Annotated in this window: 14 protein-coding genes; 9 read left to right on the forward strand and 5 right to left on the reverse strand. The window is 57.3% G+C overall.

From position 1 onward, the window contains the following. The first annotated feature begins 9 nt into the window (after positions 1 to 9). The 8 genes from ACQZ5M_RS09735 (at position 10) to scpA (ending at position 10150) form a co-directional block, all read left to right on the forward strand. Positions 10 to 1320: a L,D-transpeptidase family protein gene (locus ACQZ5M_RS09735; RefSeq protein WP_449079612.1), complete on the forward strand. Its 1311-nt coding sequence runs from the start codon at positions 10 to 12 to the stop codon at positions 1318 to 1320. Beyond that, complete coding sequence (locus tag ACQZ5M_RS09740; RefSeq protein ID WP_296103209.1) at positions 1296 to 1550, forward strand: sulfurtransferase TusA family protein; 255 nt, start codon at positions 1296 to 1298, stop codon at positions 1548 to 1550. Before ACQZ5M_RS09735 ends, ACQZ5M_RS09740 begins: the two co-directional genes overlap by 25 nt. Positions 1551 to 1668: 118 nt before the next feature. Continuing rightward, positions 1669 to 2487, forward strand: a complete 819-nt coding sequence (locus ACQZ5M_RS09745) for an N-formylglutamate amidohydrolase (RefSeq protein ID WP_449079590.1) — start codon at positions 1669 to 1671, stop codon at positions 2485 to 2487. Next, positions 2484 to 4358: a flavohemoglobin expression-modulating QEGLA motif protein gene (locus ACQZ5M_RS09750; RefSeq protein WP_449079591.1), complete on the forward strand. Its 1875-nt coding sequence runs from the start codon at positions 2484 to 2486 to the stop codon at positions 4356 to 4358. The genes ACQZ5M_RS09745 and ACQZ5M_RS09750 overlap by 4 nt, the downstream gene beginning before the upstream one ends. An 11-nt stretch (positions 4359 to 4369) precedes the next feature. Next, complete coding sequence (locus ACQZ5M_RS09755) at positions 4370 to 5416, forward strand: glutathione synthase (protein WP_449079592.1); 1047 nt, start codon at positions 4370 to 4372, stop codon at positions 5414 to 5416. Positions 5417 to 5495: 79 nt separating this feature from the next. Continuing rightward, complete coding sequence (locus tag ACQZ5M_RS09760; protein ID WP_449079593.1) at positions 5496 to 6389, forward strand: DMT family transporter; 894 nt, start codon at positions 5496 to 5498, stop codon at positions 6387 to 6389. A 184-nt stretch (positions 6390 to 6573) separates the two neighbouring features. Then, a complete protein-coding gene (locus tag ACQZ5M_RS09765; protein WP_449079594.1) occupies positions 6574 to 7854 on the forward strand; it encodes a GNAT family N-acetyltransferase in 1281 nt (426 codons plus the stop codon). 154 nt (positions 7855 to 8008) lie between these two features. Then, entirely contained in the window at positions 8009 to 10150 is a 2142-nt protein-coding gene (gene scpA, locus ACQZ5M_RS09770; RefSeq protein WP_449079595.1) for a methylmalonyl-CoA mutase, read from the forward strand. A gap of 90 nt (positions 10151 to 10240) precedes the next feature. Here scpA and ACQZ5M_RS09775 read toward each other — a convergent pair whose 3' ends face one another. From ACQZ5M_RS09775 to ACQZ5M_RS09795, 5 genes are all read right to left on the reverse strand, one after another. Beyond that, positions 10241 to 11065, reverse strand: coding sequence for a DUF4167 domain-containing protein (locus ACQZ5M_RS09775; protein ID WP_449079596.1), 825 nt, complete (start codon positions 11063 to 11065; stop codon positions 10241 to 10243). 387 nt (positions 11066 to 11452) lie between these two features. Continuing rightward, positions 11453 to 12304, reverse strand: a complete 852-nt coding sequence (gene prmC / locus ACQZ5M_RS09780; protein ID WP_449079597.1) for a peptide chain release factor N(5)-glutamine methyltransferase — start codon at positions 12302 to 12304, stop codon at positions 11453 to 11455. 8 nt (positions 12305 to 12312) lie between these two features. Beyond that, positions 12313 to 13392, reverse strand: coding sequence for a peptide chain release factor 1 (gene prfA / locus ACQZ5M_RS09785; protein WP_296014187.1), 1080 nt, complete (start codon positions 13390 to 13392; stop codon positions 12313 to 12315). A gap of 31 nt (positions 13393 to 13423) precedes the next feature. Further along, positions 13424 to 15691 (reverse strand): phosphoenolpyruvate--protein phosphotransferase, encoded by a 2268-nt coding sequence (gene ptsP, locus ACQZ5M_RS09790; protein WP_296014182.1) that lies wholly within the window; start codon positions 15689 to 15691, stop codon positions 13424 to 13426. 265 nt (positions 15692 to 15956) lie between these two features. Continuing rightward, positions 15957 to 17237: an aspartate kinase gene (locus ACQZ5M_RS09795; RefSeq protein WP_296014179.1), complete on the reverse strand. Its 1281-nt coding sequence runs from the start codon at positions 17235 to 17237 to the stop codon at positions 15957 to 15959. 340 nt (positions 17238 to 17577) lie between these two features. Here ACQZ5M_RS09795 and ACQZ5M_RS09800 point away from each other — a divergent pair, with 340 nt between their 5' ends. Continuing rightward, positions 17578 to 19422: a DEAD/DEAH box helicase gene (locus ACQZ5M_RS09800; protein ID WP_449079598.1), complete on the forward strand. Its 1845-nt coding sequence runs from the start codon at positions 17578 to 17580 to the stop codon at positions 19420 to 19422. Positions 19423 to 19677 lie beyond the last annotated feature (255 nt).

The raw sequence follows: 19677 nt of genomic DNA on the forward strand, positions 1-19677 counted from the left end.
ATGACGCCCATGCGTTTGAGACACATCGCTCTTCTTGCCTGCGCCGGTGTAATGCTCGCGGGCTGCAACGAAACGCTCGAAACCGTCGAGCGTGACGTGTCTCATGTCAAAAACAAGGTCGATTATCCTCTCTCCCCCACCATCCTTGCTGAGATGGACAAGAAGAACATGGATCGCAATGCGCCGATCATGATTCGCATCTTGAAGGAAGAAGGCAAGCTGGAAGTCTGGAAGGCGAGACGCGACAATCGCTTCGAGGTGATCGCTTCCTACGATATCTGCGCTTGGTCCGGCAAACTCGGACCAAAGGTCAAAGAGGGCGACCGTCAGGCACCGGAAGGATTCTACAATCTTTCGCCCGGGCACATGAACCCCTATTCAAATTATTATCTGTCGATCAATACCGGTTTTCCGAACCGCTACGATCAGGCGAATGGTCGCAATGGCACAAACCTGATGATCCATGGCGCGTGCTCGTCGTCGGGCTGCTACTCGATGACCGACGCACAGATGCTGGAGATCTACGCATTCGCACGGGACGCCTTCAAGGGCGGCCAGAAGACGATCCAGCTCCAGGCTTTGCCGTTCCGCATGACGGCGGAAAACATGGCTCGTCATCGTAAAAGCGAAAATTACGAATTCTGGAAGATGCTGAAGATCGGCTACGATCATTTCGAAGTGACCAAGCGTCCACCGGACGTCAATTTCTGCGAGAAGAAGTACGTCTTCAACCAGCATGCGCAGGGTGGTCAATTCAACGCGGCAGCCGCCTGCCCTGCAACAAGCACGCCGCCGGCGCTCGCAAGCGCGCTCGTCAGCTACAACAAGAGCTACGACCTTGCCTATGACAAGGCCATGAAAAAATTCGATGGCATGGTGTGGTACGATCCGACCGAAGCGGAACGCAAGGTGCTGGTGGCGGACAAGCGCAAGGGGCGTGAACCGGCATACGCACCGACGGGCTCTGCGCTGAAAGCCGGCAAGCTGATGAAGGAAACGGAATTTGCCGCACTGATGGAAAAGAAGGCGGCGAAGGGCATCTCGGCAACGGGAGCCACGGCGATCGCCGCTGCTTCGGCATCTCCAGCAAGGCCAGCCGCACCGGCCTCTCAGCCGACGACATCTCAGCCGGCAACGCCCGCCCGCCCGTCTTCTATCATGCTGGCTGCAGCAGCGCAGGTGCCGCAACGCGCAGCACCGGCATCTGCAGCGGCAACGCAGAATGTGCCGGTTCCGACCGTCAATCCGCTGGCCTTCAGCGCACAGGAGCCGGAAGAACCGACAAAGAAGCCTTTTTGGAAATTCTGGGCCAAGGAGTGATTTTGGTCGCAAGGACCGTCTTTGATCTTAGAGGGCTCAAATGCCCTCTGCCTGTCCTACGCTGTCGCAAAAGGCTGGCCGCAATGGCCTCCGGAGACGAGGTGTTCGTGGAAACGACCGATCCTCTGGCGGTTATCGACATCCCTCATATGTGCCGGGAAGACGGCCATGCTCTTCTCGAGACCATCGATACGACAGACGGCCATCGCTTCCACATTCGCCGCGCTTGAAGAGATCGCCTGTCTAAGGTCTCACGGGCCTGCAGCGGGGCCCTTCGTATCGAGATAGAGGTATCCTGGAACCAACGTTCTCGTCTTCGTGTTGTCCTGCGGACTCCATGAGGCGCAAATGACGAAAAACGGGACCCCATCCGAAATCATGCAGAAACAAATCTGGTCGGCATCTTTTGGCGGCTCTGCGATTGTTGGCACTGCGATCCATGACGGGCATCTTCTGCGAGAAGACCTCCTTGCCAGTATCGCACTTTCGAACGAGGAACGGCTCTATGAGGAGGACCCGTTCACTGGCGAGATGATCGGCGGGCTGACGAACCGGATCATCGGACACAGATCGCGCTTTGAAATCGATCTCAACAGGGCTCGCGATGCCGCCATTTATCTGACGCCAGACCAGTCCTGGGGCCTGGAGGTCTGGAATGAACCACCGTCAGAGGCGGCACTCGCTACGTCGCTTTCCGTTCACGACGACTACTATGCCATGCTTGCGTCCTTTCTCGACCGGATCGAGATGTCTCATGGGCGGTTTGTTCTACTGGATATTCACAGCTACAATCACCGTCGCGGTGGCCCGAATGGAGAGCCAACTCCTCAGGAGACAGCACCCGATATCAATATCGGTACGATCTCCATGGATCGAAGCCGATGGTCTTTTGTCGTGGACGCCGTGATGGCGCACTTTGCCTCGGCAGATATCGGTGACCGCAAGTTGGATGTTCGTGAGAACGTTGCCTTTCAAGGGCGCGGCGAACAAACGCGATTCGTTCATGATAGATATCCACAGAACGGCTGCGCCATCGCAATCGAATTCAAGAAGATCTTCATGGACGAGTGGACGGGAAAGCCAGATACCCGCATCGTCTCAGACATTCGTCACGCTATAACTGAACTGGAACCGGTACTCGAGCGACTGCTGCGAGAGAGCCGATGAACAACGTTTCTTCGCTCAAAGCAACCGATGACATTCCATTATCGACGAAGATTGCCACGGCTCTGGCCGAAGGTCAGGCGATCCGCACAGATGTCGGCAAGGATGGCCGCCTCCACATCGACCGTCCCCTGCCATTCCTCTGCCTACACCTGACCTATGGCACAAAAAATCTAGCCGCACGCGACATCACGTCGTCGAACGCGTCCTATCTCATCGCATCGAGCCTCAGCGAGGCGGCACCCATCGTCCAAGCCGTCGGCGCGGAGATGATGAAGCATTTCGGCGCCTTTATCGTACTGGACATTGGTGAACTGGAGCATGATATCCGGCTTGCCGACGATTCACCCTTCCTGCCGCATTACGAGGTTGCGGTTTCGGCCACAAGCGAACCCCAGACGCAGAACGCGCGAAAAGCCTTCATCAAGGCAATCTGCGATGCCGAAGTGCGTTTCCGCACACCGAGGATCACACGCCCGGAACCCAAGCAGGATCCAGTCCTTCGGCTGCAGGAAGCCGATGTTCCATTTCCCTGCGTCGGCGTTCGCTTTGCGCCTATCTATCGGCAACCGGAATCCGGGTCGGATTATCCGGGTCTGCGCGAGACGATGATTGCCGATCTTTTCGATGCGGGGCTGCGGGCCTTTGCAGCTTTTGCGGCGGACACCGAAACGCTGCGCATCACCACGCACCGGGCGCTTGGCCGAAAAGCCTTCGTAGACGCTGTGCGACGCGCGGACAGGTCCATTGACGAGATCGCTCAATCGTTCGATTTCCTACTTTCCGTCACGCCCATCAATGCCCGACAAGCCTTCGATGAGTTCCAGCAAAGCGACTTTCAGTATGCTCCGCATTTTCTCTATCGCCCGCTGGGCGTCGATGTCGAAGAGCAGAAGCGCAAACTCTATTCGGTCGCTTTCGATCATCTCGAAGACCCCGTCCTCTATAACCTCTACCGCGAAAAGCAGCAGGAAATAGACCTGCAACTGACGATGCTGGCGCATATGCACAGGCGTCAATACACAGACTTCGGGCGGGCTCTTTACGGCTCCGTCGAGCCTGAACTCCTGACACTCGCATCGGACGTGCTCGCGCACTGTAGAATGCCGGTCGATGAGGGCGAAATACCTTTGGTCGGCTGTTACGAGGTGGTGCAGAAATCCCGCGAGATGGTCGACGCCTATCATCACGAGGAACCGAGTTTCAGAGCACGCGTCGAAATTCGTGACGACCTTCCTCCGGGGCTGATGGTGACGGGCGAAAAGCTGCTTATCTCCCGTCATACGGTGATGGAACAACGGCGCGTCGACGCTCTCCTGCATCACGAAATAGGCGTCCATTTGCTGACCTACTTTAATGGTTCGGCTCAAGGACTGCGCCTGTTTCGTACCGGCCTGTCCGGTTATGAGGGTGTGCAGGAAGGTCTGGCCGTGCTGGCCGAACATCTGGCAGGCGGCATGACGCGTCAACGATTGCGGCTGATTGCCGGACGCGTCGTTGCCTGCGCCGCCATGCTCGATGGTGCAACCTTCGTCGACACCTATCGGCTGATGACGCAGCAACATGGGTTCGATGCGGCCAACGCATTCAATATGGTGCTGCGCATCTACCGCGGTGGCGGATTGCCGAAAGATGCGATTTATCTGCGCGGGCTGAACGAAGTCTTGCAGCACTTACGAAAAGGCGGCGCGCTCGACCCCTTCTGGATGGGCAAAATCTCGGCTGCTCATTTCCCGGTGATGCAGGAACTGTCTTTGCGTGGCCTCTTACGTCCACCCGGCATTCGACCGGCTTTTCTACTGTTACCGCGAGCCAATGAGAGACTCGAAAAAATACGATCGGGGCTTTCCATCGCCGAAATGGCCACACTTTAAGGGAGGGAACTATGCGCCTAGCATTCTTTGTCAATTCGATCGAAGGCGAACATCCAAGCTACGCCACCGGGCTCCTCGCCATGGCGGCGCTCAACCGTGGTCACGACGTCATTTACCTGACACCCGGTGATTTCACTCTGCGTCCAGATGATACGCTCGCTGTGCACGCGCTCGTCATGCCGAAACAAAAATACAAAAAGGTGGAAACTTTTCACGCCATTCTGCAGGAGCGGCAGTTGCAGCGAGAAACCATCGACATCGAAGAGATCGATGCGCTGATGCTGCGCAACGATCCCTCTCTCGACCAGACAGCGCGACCCTGGGCAGTTCATTCTGGCATTCTTTTTGGACGACTTGCCGAGCAACGGGGCGTACTTGTTCTAAACGATCCGGAAGGCCTGGCGCTGGCGCAAAACAAACTCTACTTCCAGAGCTTTCCTGAAATCGTTCGTCCGACCACGCTGATTTCCCGCAATGTTGAGGAGATACGGGCTTTTGCGGACGCGCATCCCAAGGGCGTTATCGTCAAGCCGTTACAGGGTTCCGGCGGCAAGAATGTCTTCAAGATCGGGTCTTCCAAGGAGACAAATCTCAATCAGATTTTCGAGGCTATCAGCATCGAAGGTTACCTGATAGCGCAGGCCTATCTGCCAGCGGCGAAAAACGGCGATATCCGCTTCTTCATGATGAATGGAGAGCCTTTGATGCGCGATGGCGCTTACGCTGCGCTGCGGCGCGTTCCGGCCAAGGGCGATCTACGCTCCAATATCCATGCTTCCGGCACCGCCGAAGCGGTGGAGGTCAATGACGACGTGCTGGCGCTGGCGGAGATGATGCGACCCAAGCTCGTGGAGGATGGCATGTTCCTCGTCGGCCTCGATATCGTCGGCGATAAGATCCTGGAAGTAAATGTCTTTTCACCGGGCGGTCTTGGACATATTCGTGAACTCACCAATGTGGATTTCACCGACACCGTCATTGAGGCTGTCGAGAAGAAGGTTACCATGCAGGCAGCCTCCGCAGGTATGGTCAGCAACCGGTTGCTTGCCACGCTTTAGGGTCGAAAGTCGATTGACGGATTGCTGACCCTCCCATAACTGTTCCGTCAGCATCTCTCTTGCCGGAACGACAAATCCCATGAAGCCGGGCCAACTCGCCGCTTATATTTTCCTTGCTGTGGCTTGGGGATTGTCCTTCACGCTCGTGCTGCGTGTTGTGGAGTCCTTCGGTTGGGTCGGCGCGGTGTCGCTGAGGTGCCTTATTGCCAGCGGCACACTTTATCTGGTGGCAAAGGCAAGCGGGAGACCGCTTGACTTCTCAGCCGGATGGCGCGCCTTCTCGATTGTCGGCGCAACGACGGTGGCAGGCCAGCTGATCGGATTATCCTACGCCACACCGCAGATCGGCACTGCCATGGCTGCGATATTCGTGGCCAGTATTCCACTGTTCTCGATGTTGATCGGGCAACTCTGGGGCCTTGAAAAAATATCAGCGGAGTCGATGATCGGCATCTGCTGCGGCATAGTCGGCATAGTCGTTCTTGTCGGCTTTCCAGCAGTGCCGGTAACGCAGGCTTTTGTCCTGGGCTCTTTCGCCTGCATGATCGGTTGCCTCTGCGCGGCATTTGGCAGCAATTATGCCAGCCGCTTCCTGAAGGGCACCGGTTCTTGGGAGATCACCATCGGATCGTTTTTCGCCGGCGGCGTCCTCACACTACCGCTTCTTGCCGTTGTACCTGTCCCCGCAGTCCCATCACTCGTCGATGTCGGCTATCTCGTTGCACTCGCAATCATCATGAGTGCGCTCACCTACATAACCTATTTCCGTCTGGTAGCGACCATCGGCGCGACCAAAACGATCAGCGTTGAGTTTGTGGTGACCGTGATCGCCGTCTTCATCGGAGCCTTCGTGCTGGATGAGCCCCTCTCGGCGGCGCAATTCATCGGTGCGGCCATCATCATCATAGGCTGCGCGCTGGTGCTGGGCGTTCTTCCAGCACGAAGGCGCGCACCTGTCGTGCCGGATTTATAATCAAGTGCGAAAATTTCGTGCGGGACGGCCCTCAACATTTCTCCAACTTCGTTCTATGATCAGTATGTTATGATATCTGCTAGAGCAGAGATTCGCGTGCCTGTCTCATTTGCCTGCCACCGTTCAAGGATGGAGGTCGCTTGGACTTACGGTGATACTACACCCGGGGATGGTATAGATAAGCATGGCAAGTGACCCGAACGATCCGGACTTCAGCGAAAACCAGTTCGCCATGCCCAGACCTTCCGCAGAGGTTGAGAGGCCTGAGGCGGACAGCAGCATCCGTGTGGGCCGCGAGGGTCGTGAATTCTGCATATATCCCGCCCAACTCGGATACGACCTTCAGGAAGAACTTGATTTCTTGTCCAACCGGGTGATGGAGCCTAACGTATTTTTCACCGGTCGGCTGCTTGCACCTGCCATGCCGCGCATCGAAGATCGGTCCGTTCGCTTCGCTCTGATGCGTGACGAGAACGGCCGACGCAGTCGCATGCGCTTTCTCATGCCCTTCACCATCGAGAAACCCGGTTTCTCCGTCGGCCCCTCCATCTTGCGCGCCTGGGCCAACCCGTTCGGGCCGCTTGGAACGCCATTGGTGGATAGCGAGGGCGCAGCCGAAACCATCGACAATCTTCTCGATGCATTGATGCAGCCTGAACTTCGGTTGCCAAGTGTTCTCGTGCTACCGCTGGTGCGGCTGAACGGACCTTTCGTACGCATGATCAGGGCTGTGGCGTTAAGCCGAAATCTTCCAGTTTCCATGGCTGAGCGCCACAGACGGCATCTGCTTCAAAACGGACCCGATGCCGACATCTATCTTCAGAACAAGCTTTCCTTCGACGATCGCAACTTGCTGAAAGCAAAGTGGTCGGACCTTCAGGCATTGGGGACTGTGTCCTACAATGTCGCTCGTCAGGCAGGCGATGTGCGTATGCGGATGGAGGAGTTTCTGGCGCTGGAGGCGAATGGCACGAAAGGGCGCAAGCGCAATGCGCTCGTGACCGATCGCTACCGCACCGCCTTTGCCCGTGAAGCGATCAACAATCTGGCTGAGATCGACGCGGCGCGTATCCACACCGTCGATTTGAATGGAGAGGCAATTGCCTCCGTCGTCATTCTCATGGCCATGGGTGAAGCCTATATCTGGAAGGCAGCGTTCAACGAGCGTTATGCGAACTACATGCCCGAGCGGCTTCTGACCCAGCGCCTGACCGAATGGCAGCTTGATGACGCCAACATCATCTGCACTGACAATTGCGTTGTCGAAGAGGAGCTGTCGCTCACAGGCTTGTGGGACGATGCGGCCGAAATGGGAACGCTCGTTGTCGGCTTATCGCAAAACAGCGACCGAGATGTGCGCCAGGTTGCAACCCAGGTCCATATGTACCGCAACACCCGCAATCTGGCGAAAGCGCTGCGCGAGCGGATCATGTCTCTTGGACGAAAGGGCGGCGCTGCTACCTGATCGTGACGACCCGTGACGACATCTTCATCGATAGTCGCGGTTGTTAAATTCTCCAATGATTTTATCTTGCCCTTTCGGCTGCGCGCATATGCGACCGGATGGAGAGTAAAACGTTTCGTTTTCACATCAGAAGAAACGCAACAGGGAGACAGGCATGTCGGACGAAAAGTCGGTAAAGGATTGGGAGCAACTAGCCGAAAAGGAACTGAAGCGCGCTCCCGATACCCTCACCTGGCAGACGCCTGAAGGAATTGCCGTCAAGGCCCTTTACACATCAGACGATCTCGACGGCCTATCCCATCTCGACAGCTTACCCGGCTTCAAGCCATTCGTTCGCGGACCCCGCGCCACCATGTATGCCGGCCGCCCCTGGACGATCCGTCAATATGCCGGTTTTTCCACAGCGGAAGAATCGAACGCCTTTTACAAGCGCAATCTGGCAGCTGGCCAAAAGGGATTGTCTGTCGCTTTCGATCTGGCGACACACCGGGGCTACGATAGCGATCACGAGCGCGTCGTTGGCGATGTCGGCAAGGCGGGTGTAGCGATCGACTCCGTTGAAGACATGAAAATCCTGTTCGACGGCATTCCTCTGAAAGAAATGTCTGTTTCGATGACCATGAATGGTGCTGTCATCCCCATCCTTGCGTCGTTCATCGTCGCTGGGGAAGAACAGGGATGCTCCCATGCGGAGCTTTCAGGCACCATCCAGAACGACATTCTCAAAGAATTCATGGTGCGCAATACCTATATCTACCCCCCGGCACCTTCGATGCGCATCATCGCCGATATCATCGAGTATACGGCGCGCGAGATGCCACGCTTCAACTCGATCTCGATTTCCGGCTATCACATGCAGGAAGCGGGTGCGACGCTGGTTCAGGAACTGGCCTTCACGCTGGCGGATGGACGGGAATATGTGCGGGCGGCGTTGAAGAAGGGATTGAATGTTGATGATTTTGCCGGTCGCCTGTCCTTCTTCTTTGCCATTGGCATGAACTTCTTCATGGAGGCTGCCAAGCTGCGCGCTGCACGCCTCCTATGGTCGCGTGTCATGGAAGAATTCAATCCGCAAAAGCCGTCTTCTATGATGTTGCGCACCCACTGCCAGACATCGGGCGTGTCTCTGCAGGAGCAGGATCCATTCAACAATGTCATTCGCACCGCTTATGAAGCCCTTTCAGCCGTCCTAGGCGGCACACAGTCGCTCCACACCAACGCGCTTGACGAAGCCATGGCGCTGCCGACTGATTTTTCCGCCCGTATCGCTCGCAACACTCAGCTTATTCTGCAGCATGAAACCGGCATCACCAAAGTCGTCGATCCGCTGGCAGGTTCTTACTATGTGGAGAGCCTGACGAACGAGCTTGCAGAGAAAGCCTGGGCGCTGATGGAGGAGGTGGAGCAAATGGGCGGCATGACCAAAGCCGTCGATGAAGGTCTGCCGAAGAGGCTAATCGAGGAGGCAGCGACCAAACGCCAGGCGGCTGTAGACCGGGGCGAAGAGATTATCGTTGGAGTCAACAAGTTCCGCCTGGAGAACGAAGAGCCGATCGATATTCTAGATATCGACAACTCCGCCGTTCGTGCGTCGCAGATCAAGCGTCTGGAAACCGTTCGCCGTCAGCGCAATCCGGTAGACGTTGAACGAACACTGGCAAACCTTTCCGAAGTCGCGCGCACAGGACAAGGCAACCTGCTCGAATCGGCTGTGGAAGCGGCGCGCGCTAGGGCTACCGTCGGAGAGATTTCAGACGCCATGCGCGCTGTCTTCGGAGACCATGCCGCCGTTCCGGAGGTGGTTCACGACGTTTACGGCGCGGCCTATGAGGACGATCCGGAGTTTGCAACCTTGCGTAACCGGATCGTCGAGCTGTCGCACACCGTGGACGGCAAACCACGCATGATGATCGCCAAGCTCGGTCAGGACGGCCACGACCGCGGGGCGAAGATCATTGCATCCGCTTTTGGCGATATCGGCTTCGATGTGATTGCAGGCCCCCTGTTCCAGACGCCGGAGGAAGCGGCAGATCTCGCGGTGGAGAACAAGGTGCATGTGGTGGGAATGTCGTCACTTGCTGCTGGCCACAAGACGCTGGCGCCGCAACTGGTCGCAGCGCTGAAGGCCAAAGGAGCAGAAAAGATCATCGTCATCGTCGGCGGCGTCATTCCACGTCAGGACTATGACTTCCTTCTGGACAACGGCGTTGCCGCGGTCTTTGGACCTGGCACCAATGTACTGGAAGCTGCCCGCGCCGTGATAGACCTGATGCAGGGTCGACTGCGTAACGCTTGATTGCAACCAACGCCGATAAAATGGTCCCAACGAAAAAGCGATGGATTTGCACCCATCGCTTTTTGTTTTTGTGAGTGTTGAGGGCAGGCCTTATTCGGCTGCCTTCTCCAGTTCGGAAGGCTCAGCGCCCTCTGCCTCTTCGGCACCGGCGGTACGGCGCGGGCGGCGGGGACGCGGGCTGGTGCTGCGTGCACGGCGCGGTGCGCGCTCGCTTGCACCGGCTTCAGCCTGAGCTTCTTCTTCCACAGCCACTTCCTTGGGCGTACCCTCGATGACCGGCTGCGGCGCGGAGCTTGCATCGTAAACAGGCGCGACCGGTACAGGCGCTGCAGCTACAACAGTCTCGGTACCTTCATCAGCCTGCGCTTCACGCGGCTGACGCTCAGGACGGTTCTGACGGTCCCGGCGATCGCGACGTTCACCTCTGTCCTGACGATCCTGCCGTTCGGGACGCTCCTGGCGTTCCTGGCGCTCGGGCTGATCATTGCGCTGGGCGCGCTGTTCATTTTGCTCATGCGCAACGGGCAGCACAACGACGACATCGTCATTTTCATTGCCATCCATATCGTCGCCGTCACGATCGTTGCCGTAATCGCCGCGATCGTCGCGCTGGAAACGTTCCTGCATCTGCGCCTGGGCAGACAAGATAATGCGATTGTAGTGTTCGGCGTGCTGGAGATAGTTTTCAGCCATAACGCGGTCGCCAGAGCTTTGCGCATCCCGTGCGAGCGCAGCGTATTTCTCCGCAATATGCTGAGCAGTGCCGCGAATTTTAACATCAGGGCCGGAACTGTCATAAGTCCTGGTCAGCGGATTTCCACCCTTACGGTTGAAATTGTTGTTGTTACCGCCGCCGTTATTATTGTTGTTGTTATTACGCCCCCGGCCGCGCTTGTTTTGCTGTCCTGGCCTCATCAATTGCTCACCTGAATTCTGTTTTGCTGATAATTCTCGTATTTCGATGCGATCCAGGCGAGCAACAAAACGCTTCTCCTGAACCGCGACCATTACGCGCCCTGCTCTCTTGAGAGACAAGACTTCGCGTTTTCCGACCGGATGCGCATATGCTGCATCAAGCCGCTTGCGAACAAAGTTTCCTGAATCACATGCCGGAAATGCCCAGCCTTTCAGAGCTCTCCAAGAGAACCCGCTTCGGGACTGATCCAAACCCTGGCGAATCTTATTTCGCCCTCAGCCACCCGGCATGTGGCCGCAAACTAGCCCGCTTCCTGCGGAAATCCAAGCCTTTTCTTTTGCTTTGCAAAATATCCTTGAACAAAACATCCACAGCTGTTTTTCGACCTATCTGCGGAATATCAATACGCGATCATGACCGCCATAGTCTTTGACGCGGTTCGCGCATTCATATCCCTTGGATGCAAATATGGTGGTTACATCTGCCATCTGATCGTAGCCTATTTCGACCCCGACCACTCCACCGCTTTCGAGAAAATCCACTGCTTTTTCAGCTATAACTCTATACGGGAGAAGCCCATCCACACCGCCGTCTAGGGCGATGAACGGATCGAATTCGCGAACTTCGCGATCCAATGTATCGATGACATCGGTTCTAATATAGGGCGGGTTTGACAAGATTATGTCGAAACGTCCCGAAATATGCTCGAACCAGTCGCTCTCGATTGTCTCGAAGCGCTCTGCAAGTCCAAGCCGCTCTGCGTTGCCACGCGCAGTCGCAATTGCGTCTTGCGAGATATCGCTTCCCACGCCTGTTGCCTCGGGAACTGCGTGGAGAAGCGAAAGGCATATGGCGCCGGTTCCGATTCCCATATCGAGGATACGCGCCGCATCCTTACCCTGCACGGCAGCGCGGACATATGGCAGCGCAGCGTTGACCAGCACCTCCGTATCAGGACGGGGTTCCAGCGTCCCCTGCGACAGCAGAAAATCGAGCCCGTAGAACTCACGGCGTCCGAGGATGCGGTGAACTGGCTCTCCCCTCTCGCGCCGCGCAATCAAAGCGTCGATCCGATGCATTTCATCAGCTTGAAGCGGACGGGCACCGTTTAGAACGAAGTCTGTCAGGGTAAAGCCAATGACCTCGCCGATCAATAGGCGAGCATCGGTTGCCGGATCGGCGATACCGGCAGCGTTGAGACGTTGCTTTGCATCGGCCACGCAAGCCTGAACTGTCAAACTGGACTTCACCGCTGCTCGCCAAGCTGCGCAAGCTGGCCCGCCTGATAATCGGCAATCAGCGCGTCCACCAACTCGTCTATGTCGCCTTCGATCATGCGGTCGAGCTTGTAGAGCGTCAAATTGATGCGATGGTCGGTGACGCGACCTTGCGGGAAGTTATAGGTGCGGATGCGCTCGGATCGATCACCCGACCCCACTTGGCTCTTGCGGTCGGCGGAGCGTTCGCTGTCTGCCTTCTGTCGCTCGATGTCGTAAAGCCTCGAGCGCAGAACCTGCATCGCCTTGGCGCGGTTCTGATGCTGCGATTTTTCCGAGGAGGTAACGATCAGTCCGGTCGGCAGGTGGGTAATGCGAACGGCCGAATCCGTCGTGTTGACGTGCTGGCCTCCGGCGCCGGAAGCACGCATCGTGTCGATGCGGATATCTTCCGGGCGAATTTCAATATCGATATCCTCGGCTTCCGGCAGAACGGCGACGGTTGCGGCAGATGTATGGATGCGTCCTCCCGCCTCCGTTTCCGGCACACGCTGCACGCGATGCACGCCGGACTCGAATTTGAGTTTTGAGAACACGCCGCGACCGCTGATCGTGGCGATGATTTCCTTGAAGCCGCCCGCTTCCCCTTCGCTTGCCGAAAGGACTTCCACTTTCCAGCCCTTGCCGCTAGCAAAACGCTCATACATGCGGAAAAGATCGCCAGCAAAGAGCGCTGCTTCTGATCCGCCGGTGCCGGCACGAATTTCCAGAATGGCGCTCTTCTCATCTGCCGCGTCCTTGGGCAGAAGAAGGATCTGCATATCCTTCTCCAGCGCTTCGATACGCTCGGACAGCTCTGGAAGCTCAGCCTCGGCCAACTCACGCATATCCCGATCCATGGTCTTGTCGGACAGGATCGCTTCGAGGTCCGCAGCCTCGGCCTGAGCTTTCTCATATTCGCGAATGGTCTTCACCACAGGCTGCAATTCCGAATATTCGGAGGCTAGCTTGACATACACGTCTGCGGCGGGGCCTTCAGACATACGCGCCTCGATTTCACCGAAGCGTCGTTCAAGCTCACGCATTTTGTCGACGGGAAGCTTCGCCACCTGTCACATACTCCACTCTAAGATCATCGTGTTAAATAGGGATGGAATGCGTCGCAGCAAACCGAACCAGCAGATCGCGCGTATTTTCGAACGACTTGTTGTCGTCCAAAGCCGCATTCAACTCTTCTGCGAGCAGACCCGCATCCAGCCCGAGCAACATGGCCTTCACCGGACCGATCGCCGTGGGCGACATTGAGATCGAACGGTAACCGAGCCCGATCAGCGCCATGGCGGACAAGGGCTTGCTGGCCATTTCTCCGCACAGCGTCACCGGCGTCTTGTTTCGTTCTCCGGCACGGATAATATCGCGCAGAATACGCAGGAAAGGCTTGCCGAGATTGTCGAACCGATCCGAAACACGGGAATTGCCGCGATCCACAGCCATCGCGAACTGAAACAGATCGTTCGAACCGACCGAGACGAAATCCACTTCCGACATCAATTCGTCGAGCTGCCACATCAATGACGGCACTTCCAGCATGACCCCGAATTGCAGCTTGCGCGGCAACGCATGACTGAACTTGGAAAGATGCTGAACTTCCTTCTGCATCAAATCTCGGACCGCATGGATTTCCGAGACTTCGGTCACCATCGGCAACATCATCTTCAATTCCGCCCCCGATGCCGCGCGCAGAAGCGCGCGCATCTGGGTACGCAACAAACCCGGACGGTCGAGCGAAAGACGAATGGCGCGCCAGCCGAGTGCCGGGTTCTCTTCTTCCTGCCCACGCATGTAGGAGACGACCTTGTCGCCGCCGATGTCAAGCGTGCGGAATGTTACCGGCTTGCCTTTGGCCTGGCGAAGAACACTGCGATAGAAGGCCTCCTGCTCCTCGCCTTTGGGCATGTTGGAAGCAATCATGAACTGCAGTTCAGTACGAAAAAGCCCGATGCCATCCGCGCCGGACTCTTCCAGTTGCGGCAGATCCACCAGCAGGCCAGCATTCATTTTCAGGCTGACCTTTTGGCCATCCTTGGTGATCGGCTCCACGTCGCGCAGCGCACGGAATTGTTCCTGACGCCGCGCACGCAGGCGAACCTTTTCCTCGTAGGCCCGCTGCAAATCCGTGACGGGACGCAGATGAACCTTGCCGTCATCCCCGTCGATGATGATCGGATCATTATTCTCGGCAAGCGCCACGATTCCGGTCGCCTGGCCGATGACCGGAATACCCATGGCGCGGGCCACGATCACCACATGGCTTGTGACCGCGCCGTCTTCCAGCACCAGTCCGCGCAGCTTTTCACGTGGATAATCGAGAAGCTCGGCCGCACCCATGGCGCGGGCCAGAACGATGGCATCGAGCGGAAACTCGTGTTCAGGGCTTCTGCCACCAAAACCCATCAACTGGCGCAATAGTCGGTTGGCCAGATCGTCGAAATCATGCATCCGCTCGCGCAGATAGGGATCTGTCAAGCGCATCATACGCGCCTTGGTGTCGCTCTGCACCTTTTCGACCGCAGCTTCGGCTGTCAGACCGTTGCGGATCGCCTCTTCCATGCGGCGGACCCAGCCCTGATCGTGGGCGAACATGCGGTAGGTTTCAAGCACCTCGCGATGCTCGCCCTCGGTGGCGACATCACGACGTTGCAACATGTCGTCGATAGAAAGACGCAACGAGCCTATCGCTTCGGCCAGCCGGCGAATTTCCGTATCGGCGTCCTCGTTGAGAAGATTGGTCACGACGATGCGCGGATCGTGGAGAACCACATGACCGAGGCCTATACCTTCGGCATAGGCGTCACCGTCGATGGAGACGGCTCTGGTCAGATCCAACTCCACGCCAGGGCGGGTGATTTTCTTCAATTCGCCGCTCGCCACAATCTCCGCAATAAGCATCGCGGTTGTCTCAAGCGCTTCAACTTCATCCTCCCGGTATGTTCGGCTGGTCTTGTTCTGAACGACAAGAACGCCAAGAGTGCGACCGGATCTCAAAATCGGCACACCGAGGAAGGAATGATAAATTTCTTCGCCCGTTTCAGGGAGATAGCGGAAAGCGGGATGCGCCTGCGCGTCCGAAAGATTGAGCGGTTGGGCGGAAGCGGCGATCGTACCGACAAGGCCCTGCCCCATTTTCAACTGGGCAAGATGCACCGCATCCTTGTTCAAGCCCTCAGTAGCGTAGAGCTCAAGAATGCTGTCGGAGCGAAGCACATAAACGGAACACACTTCGGCAACCATGTTGCTGGCAATCTGCCGGACAATCTGGTCGAGGCGCTCCTGCGGCTCAAGATGCTCCGCCATCATTTCGCGAAGCCGCCTGAGAAGGACGCGCGGACCTGCAGAAAGGTCTCTCATCGCGTATGCTCCCGAATGCCGAACGTGCGAAGTGAGGGGTTCGCACGAAAGGTTCAATCAAATTTATAGCGCACCTTTTACAGCGACAAGCTGAAATTGGTACCCCTAAAGCGTGTGCGAATTTTAAGATTCACCTTTAAAGCTTTAGGTCGTCGCTTCACGCATGTCGATATCGCAAAATCGCAAGGCGGTTTTGCGCGACGGCATTTGACCGGGACAACGCACGTTTCAGAAGAATCGAGTGCCGTGTGCCAAAGTCAGAGAATCAACTTTTATCCAGACCATAGGCAGAATGCAAAGTACGAACTGCAAGTTCGGCATAGGCGCCATCGATCAGGATGGAAATCTTGATTTCCGAGGTGGTGATCGCCTTGATGTTGATATTCTTTTCGGCCAGCGCCTTGAACGCGCTAGCAGCCACGCCCGCGTGGCTGCGCATACCGATGCCGATGACGGACACCTTGGCAAGCCCGGTTTCGTTCTGCACCACGTCAAAGCCGATCTGCGCCTTGTTGTCTTCCAGAACCTTCAGTGCTTTGGGAGCGTCACCGGAGGGAACCGTAAACGTCATATCCGTGCGCGAACCGTCTTCGGAGATGTTCTGCACGATCATGTCGACATTGATATGGGCTTCCGCCAGCGGGCCGAAGATCGCAGCGGAAACGCCGGGGCGATCCGCAAGGCGGCGCAGCGAGATTTGTGCTTCATCCTTGGCATAGGCGATGCCTGTTACGACTTCCTGTTCCACGATTTCATCCTCGTCGCAAATCAAAGTACCGGGCGGGTTGATAAGGTCACCCATGCCCGGCGCATCGGGGTCCTCGAAACTGGAGCGCACGAAGGTTCGAACCTTGTGGACCATGGCAAGCTCGACCGAACGGACCTGCAGAACCTTGGCACCGAGAGACGCCATTTCAAGCATTTCCTCGAATGCCACTTTCTTCAGGCGGCGAGCCTTTGGCTCGATGCGCGGGTCGGTCGTGTAGACGCCGTCGACGTCGGTGTATATGTCGCAGCGATCGGCCTTCACGCCAGCGGCAATAGCCACGGCGGATGTATCGGAACCGCCACGTCCGAGGGTGGCAATGCGGTTATCCGGGCCTAGACCCTGGAAACCGGCAATAACAGCCACCTGTCCCTCGCCCATGCGACGAATGATATCGGAACCATCGATGTCGAGAATACGGGCTGCGCCATGGGCATTGTCGGTGCGGATCGGGATCTGCCAACCCTGCCAGGAGCGAGCGTTCACACCCATGGACTGAAGCGCAATGGCCAGAAGACCGGATGTGACCTGCTCACCGGATGCGACCACGGCATCATATTCGCGGGCATCGTAAAAGGATGCGGAGCCGCTGGCGCCAGCGACTTTGGGCGTGTTCTGCACCCAGTCGACCAGTTCGTTGGTTTTTCCGGACATTGCCGAAACCACCACGGCCACTTCATGGCCTGCATCCACTTCACGTTTCACATGCCGTGCGACATTGTGAATACGTTCAAGGTTTGCGACGGACGTACCGCCGAATTTCATGACAATGCGAGCCATAGCCTAGACCAGTACCATCCCACTGCGCCGCGCGAGCGGCAGATAAGAAGACATCCCGCCCCCAGAAAGACCGGGCTTGCAGGTTGCGGGTCTCTTAGCGAAAAGGATAAGGCCATGCAATGCCGTTTGTGAACCATGCGGTACGGTTCTGGGGGCTTACCCGTGTCGACCTTGAAGCGGGCCTAAGCGCAAAATCGGCAAGCGTACCGCCCCGCACTGTACAAATGCGGCCAATGGCAGTAAAAGCGCGCCACATGAAATGGCCATAGTGGCCTCAACGGCCTGTGTGGCGTCGTCCGTTTGGGACAAATACAGGCATCCATATTCCGAAAGACGGTAGATGACAGACACTCAGGGTATCGCCCCTGCGATTGCGCAGGCGTTGGAGAAGCGCGGCTATAAAGACTTGACCCCGGTTCAGCAGTCCATGCTGGATCCGGAACTTGCCGACAAGGACGCGCTCGTCTCGGCCCAGACCGGCTCGGGAAAGACGGTCGCTTTCGGCATTGCGCTGGCGCGTACCCTTCTGAGCAATAGCGAACGTTTCGGCCAGGCTGGCGCTCCGCTCGCTCTTGCCATTGCGCCCACGCGCGAACTTGCCATGCAAGTGAAGCGCGAGCTGGAGTGGCTCTATGAATTTGCCGGCGTCTCGATTGCCTCCTGCGTCGGCGGCATGGATATTCGCAACGAGCGCCGCGCGCTGGAACGTGGCTCCCATATTGTGGTCGGCACGCCGGGTCGTATCTGCGACCACATCAAGCGTGGGGCACTCGACCTCTCCTCGCTGCGCGCCGTTGTTCTGGACGAAGCTGACGAGATGCTCGATCTCGGCTTTCGCGAAGATCTGGAATTCATTCTGGAGGAATCGCCCGAAGACCGCCGGACGCTGATGTTCTCGGCCACTGTCCCGCGCAGCATCGCCAAGCTTGCCGAAAGCTACCAGAAGAATGCCGTGCGCATCGCGACTGCTTCAGAGCAGAAGCAGCACGTCGATATCGAATATCGCGCCATGATGGTCGCGCCGTCGGACCGCGAGCACGCGATCATCAACGCGCTGCGTTTCTACGAGGCGCGCAACGCCATTGTTTTCTGCTCGACACGCGCTGCCGTCAATCATCTGACAGCCCGCCTGAACAATCGTGGCTTCTCTGTCGTCGCGCTGTCCGGCGAATTGTCGCAAAACGAGCGCACACACGCGCTTCAGGCCATGCGCGACGGTCGCGCCCGCGTTTGCGTGGCGACTGACGTTGCCGCCCGCGGTATCGACCTGCCCGGGCTGGAACTCGTGATCCATGCCGATCTGCCGACCAATTCCGAAACGCTTCTTCACCGCTCGGGCCGTACCGGCCGCGCCGGTCAGAAGGGCGTCAGCGCAATCGTCGTTCCCGTCAACCAGCGTCGCAAGGCCGAACGTCTTCTCGAAGGCGCAAAAATCAGCCCCGCCTGGGTTCATCCGCCGTCCGCCGACGAAATCGTCGAACGCGATGGCGCCCGCCTGTTGGCAGATCCGTCGCTGAACGAGCCCGTCACCGATGACGAGCGCGATTTCGTCACCAAGCTTCTGGAGCAGCATGGCGCGGAGAAAGTCGCTGCGGCCTTTGTGCGGATGTATCACTCTGGTCGCTCGGCACCTGAAGACATTTCCGAAGTCGCCCTTGATGGCCGCAAGCCACGTCGCGACAGCTTCGAAAACGTCGAGAACAATGCACCGCGCCGCGACCGTTCGGACTTCGCCGATAGCGCCTGGTTTACCCTCTCGGTCGGCCGCAAGCAGAATGCCGAGCCCCGCTGGCTGATCCCTATGCTGTGCCGCTTCGGCAAGCTAACACGCCAGGATATCGGCGCGATCCGCATGCAGCAGACGGAAACCTACGTGGAACTGGCGGCTGATGCCGTCGACCGCTTCGAGTCCGCTCTCGGCAAGGACATGACGCTTGAAAAGGGCATTCGGGTCAAGGCCATGGAAGGCAAGCCCGAAATGAGGGGCAAGAGCCGCGAAGACACCCGTCCGCCAAAGGCGCAGAAGAAGTTTGCTGGCAAGGGGGATTTCGGCGGAGAGCGCCGTGGCGAAGACAAGCCCTGGAAGAAAAAGGCCAATGCCGCCGGCGACAGGCTCGGCAAGTTCGAGGGCAAGAAAGACAAGCCTTTCGAAAAACGCGGACCTAAGAAAAAAGACAACGCCTAACGAAAAAAAAGCCCGGCTCTGCCGGGCTCAGACCGCTGACAAACCCGTCGATTTTTCGGCGGGTTTTTCTGTTTTAGGATGATGCTGTTTGTTGATCTGCGTGTGCGACGCTGAATGGGAGACAAGTTGAGGCTGATCGCCTCATCCCCACGCAGGTTTAGGTGTTTTGGTCACCGCCATTGCGATCTTCTTGATGTTTTGTGCCGCTGCGGCGATGAGGCACTGCCATCTGACCTTGATCAGGCCACGGAAGCG

The organism is Rhizobium sp. 22-785-1 (assembly GCF_053521965.1).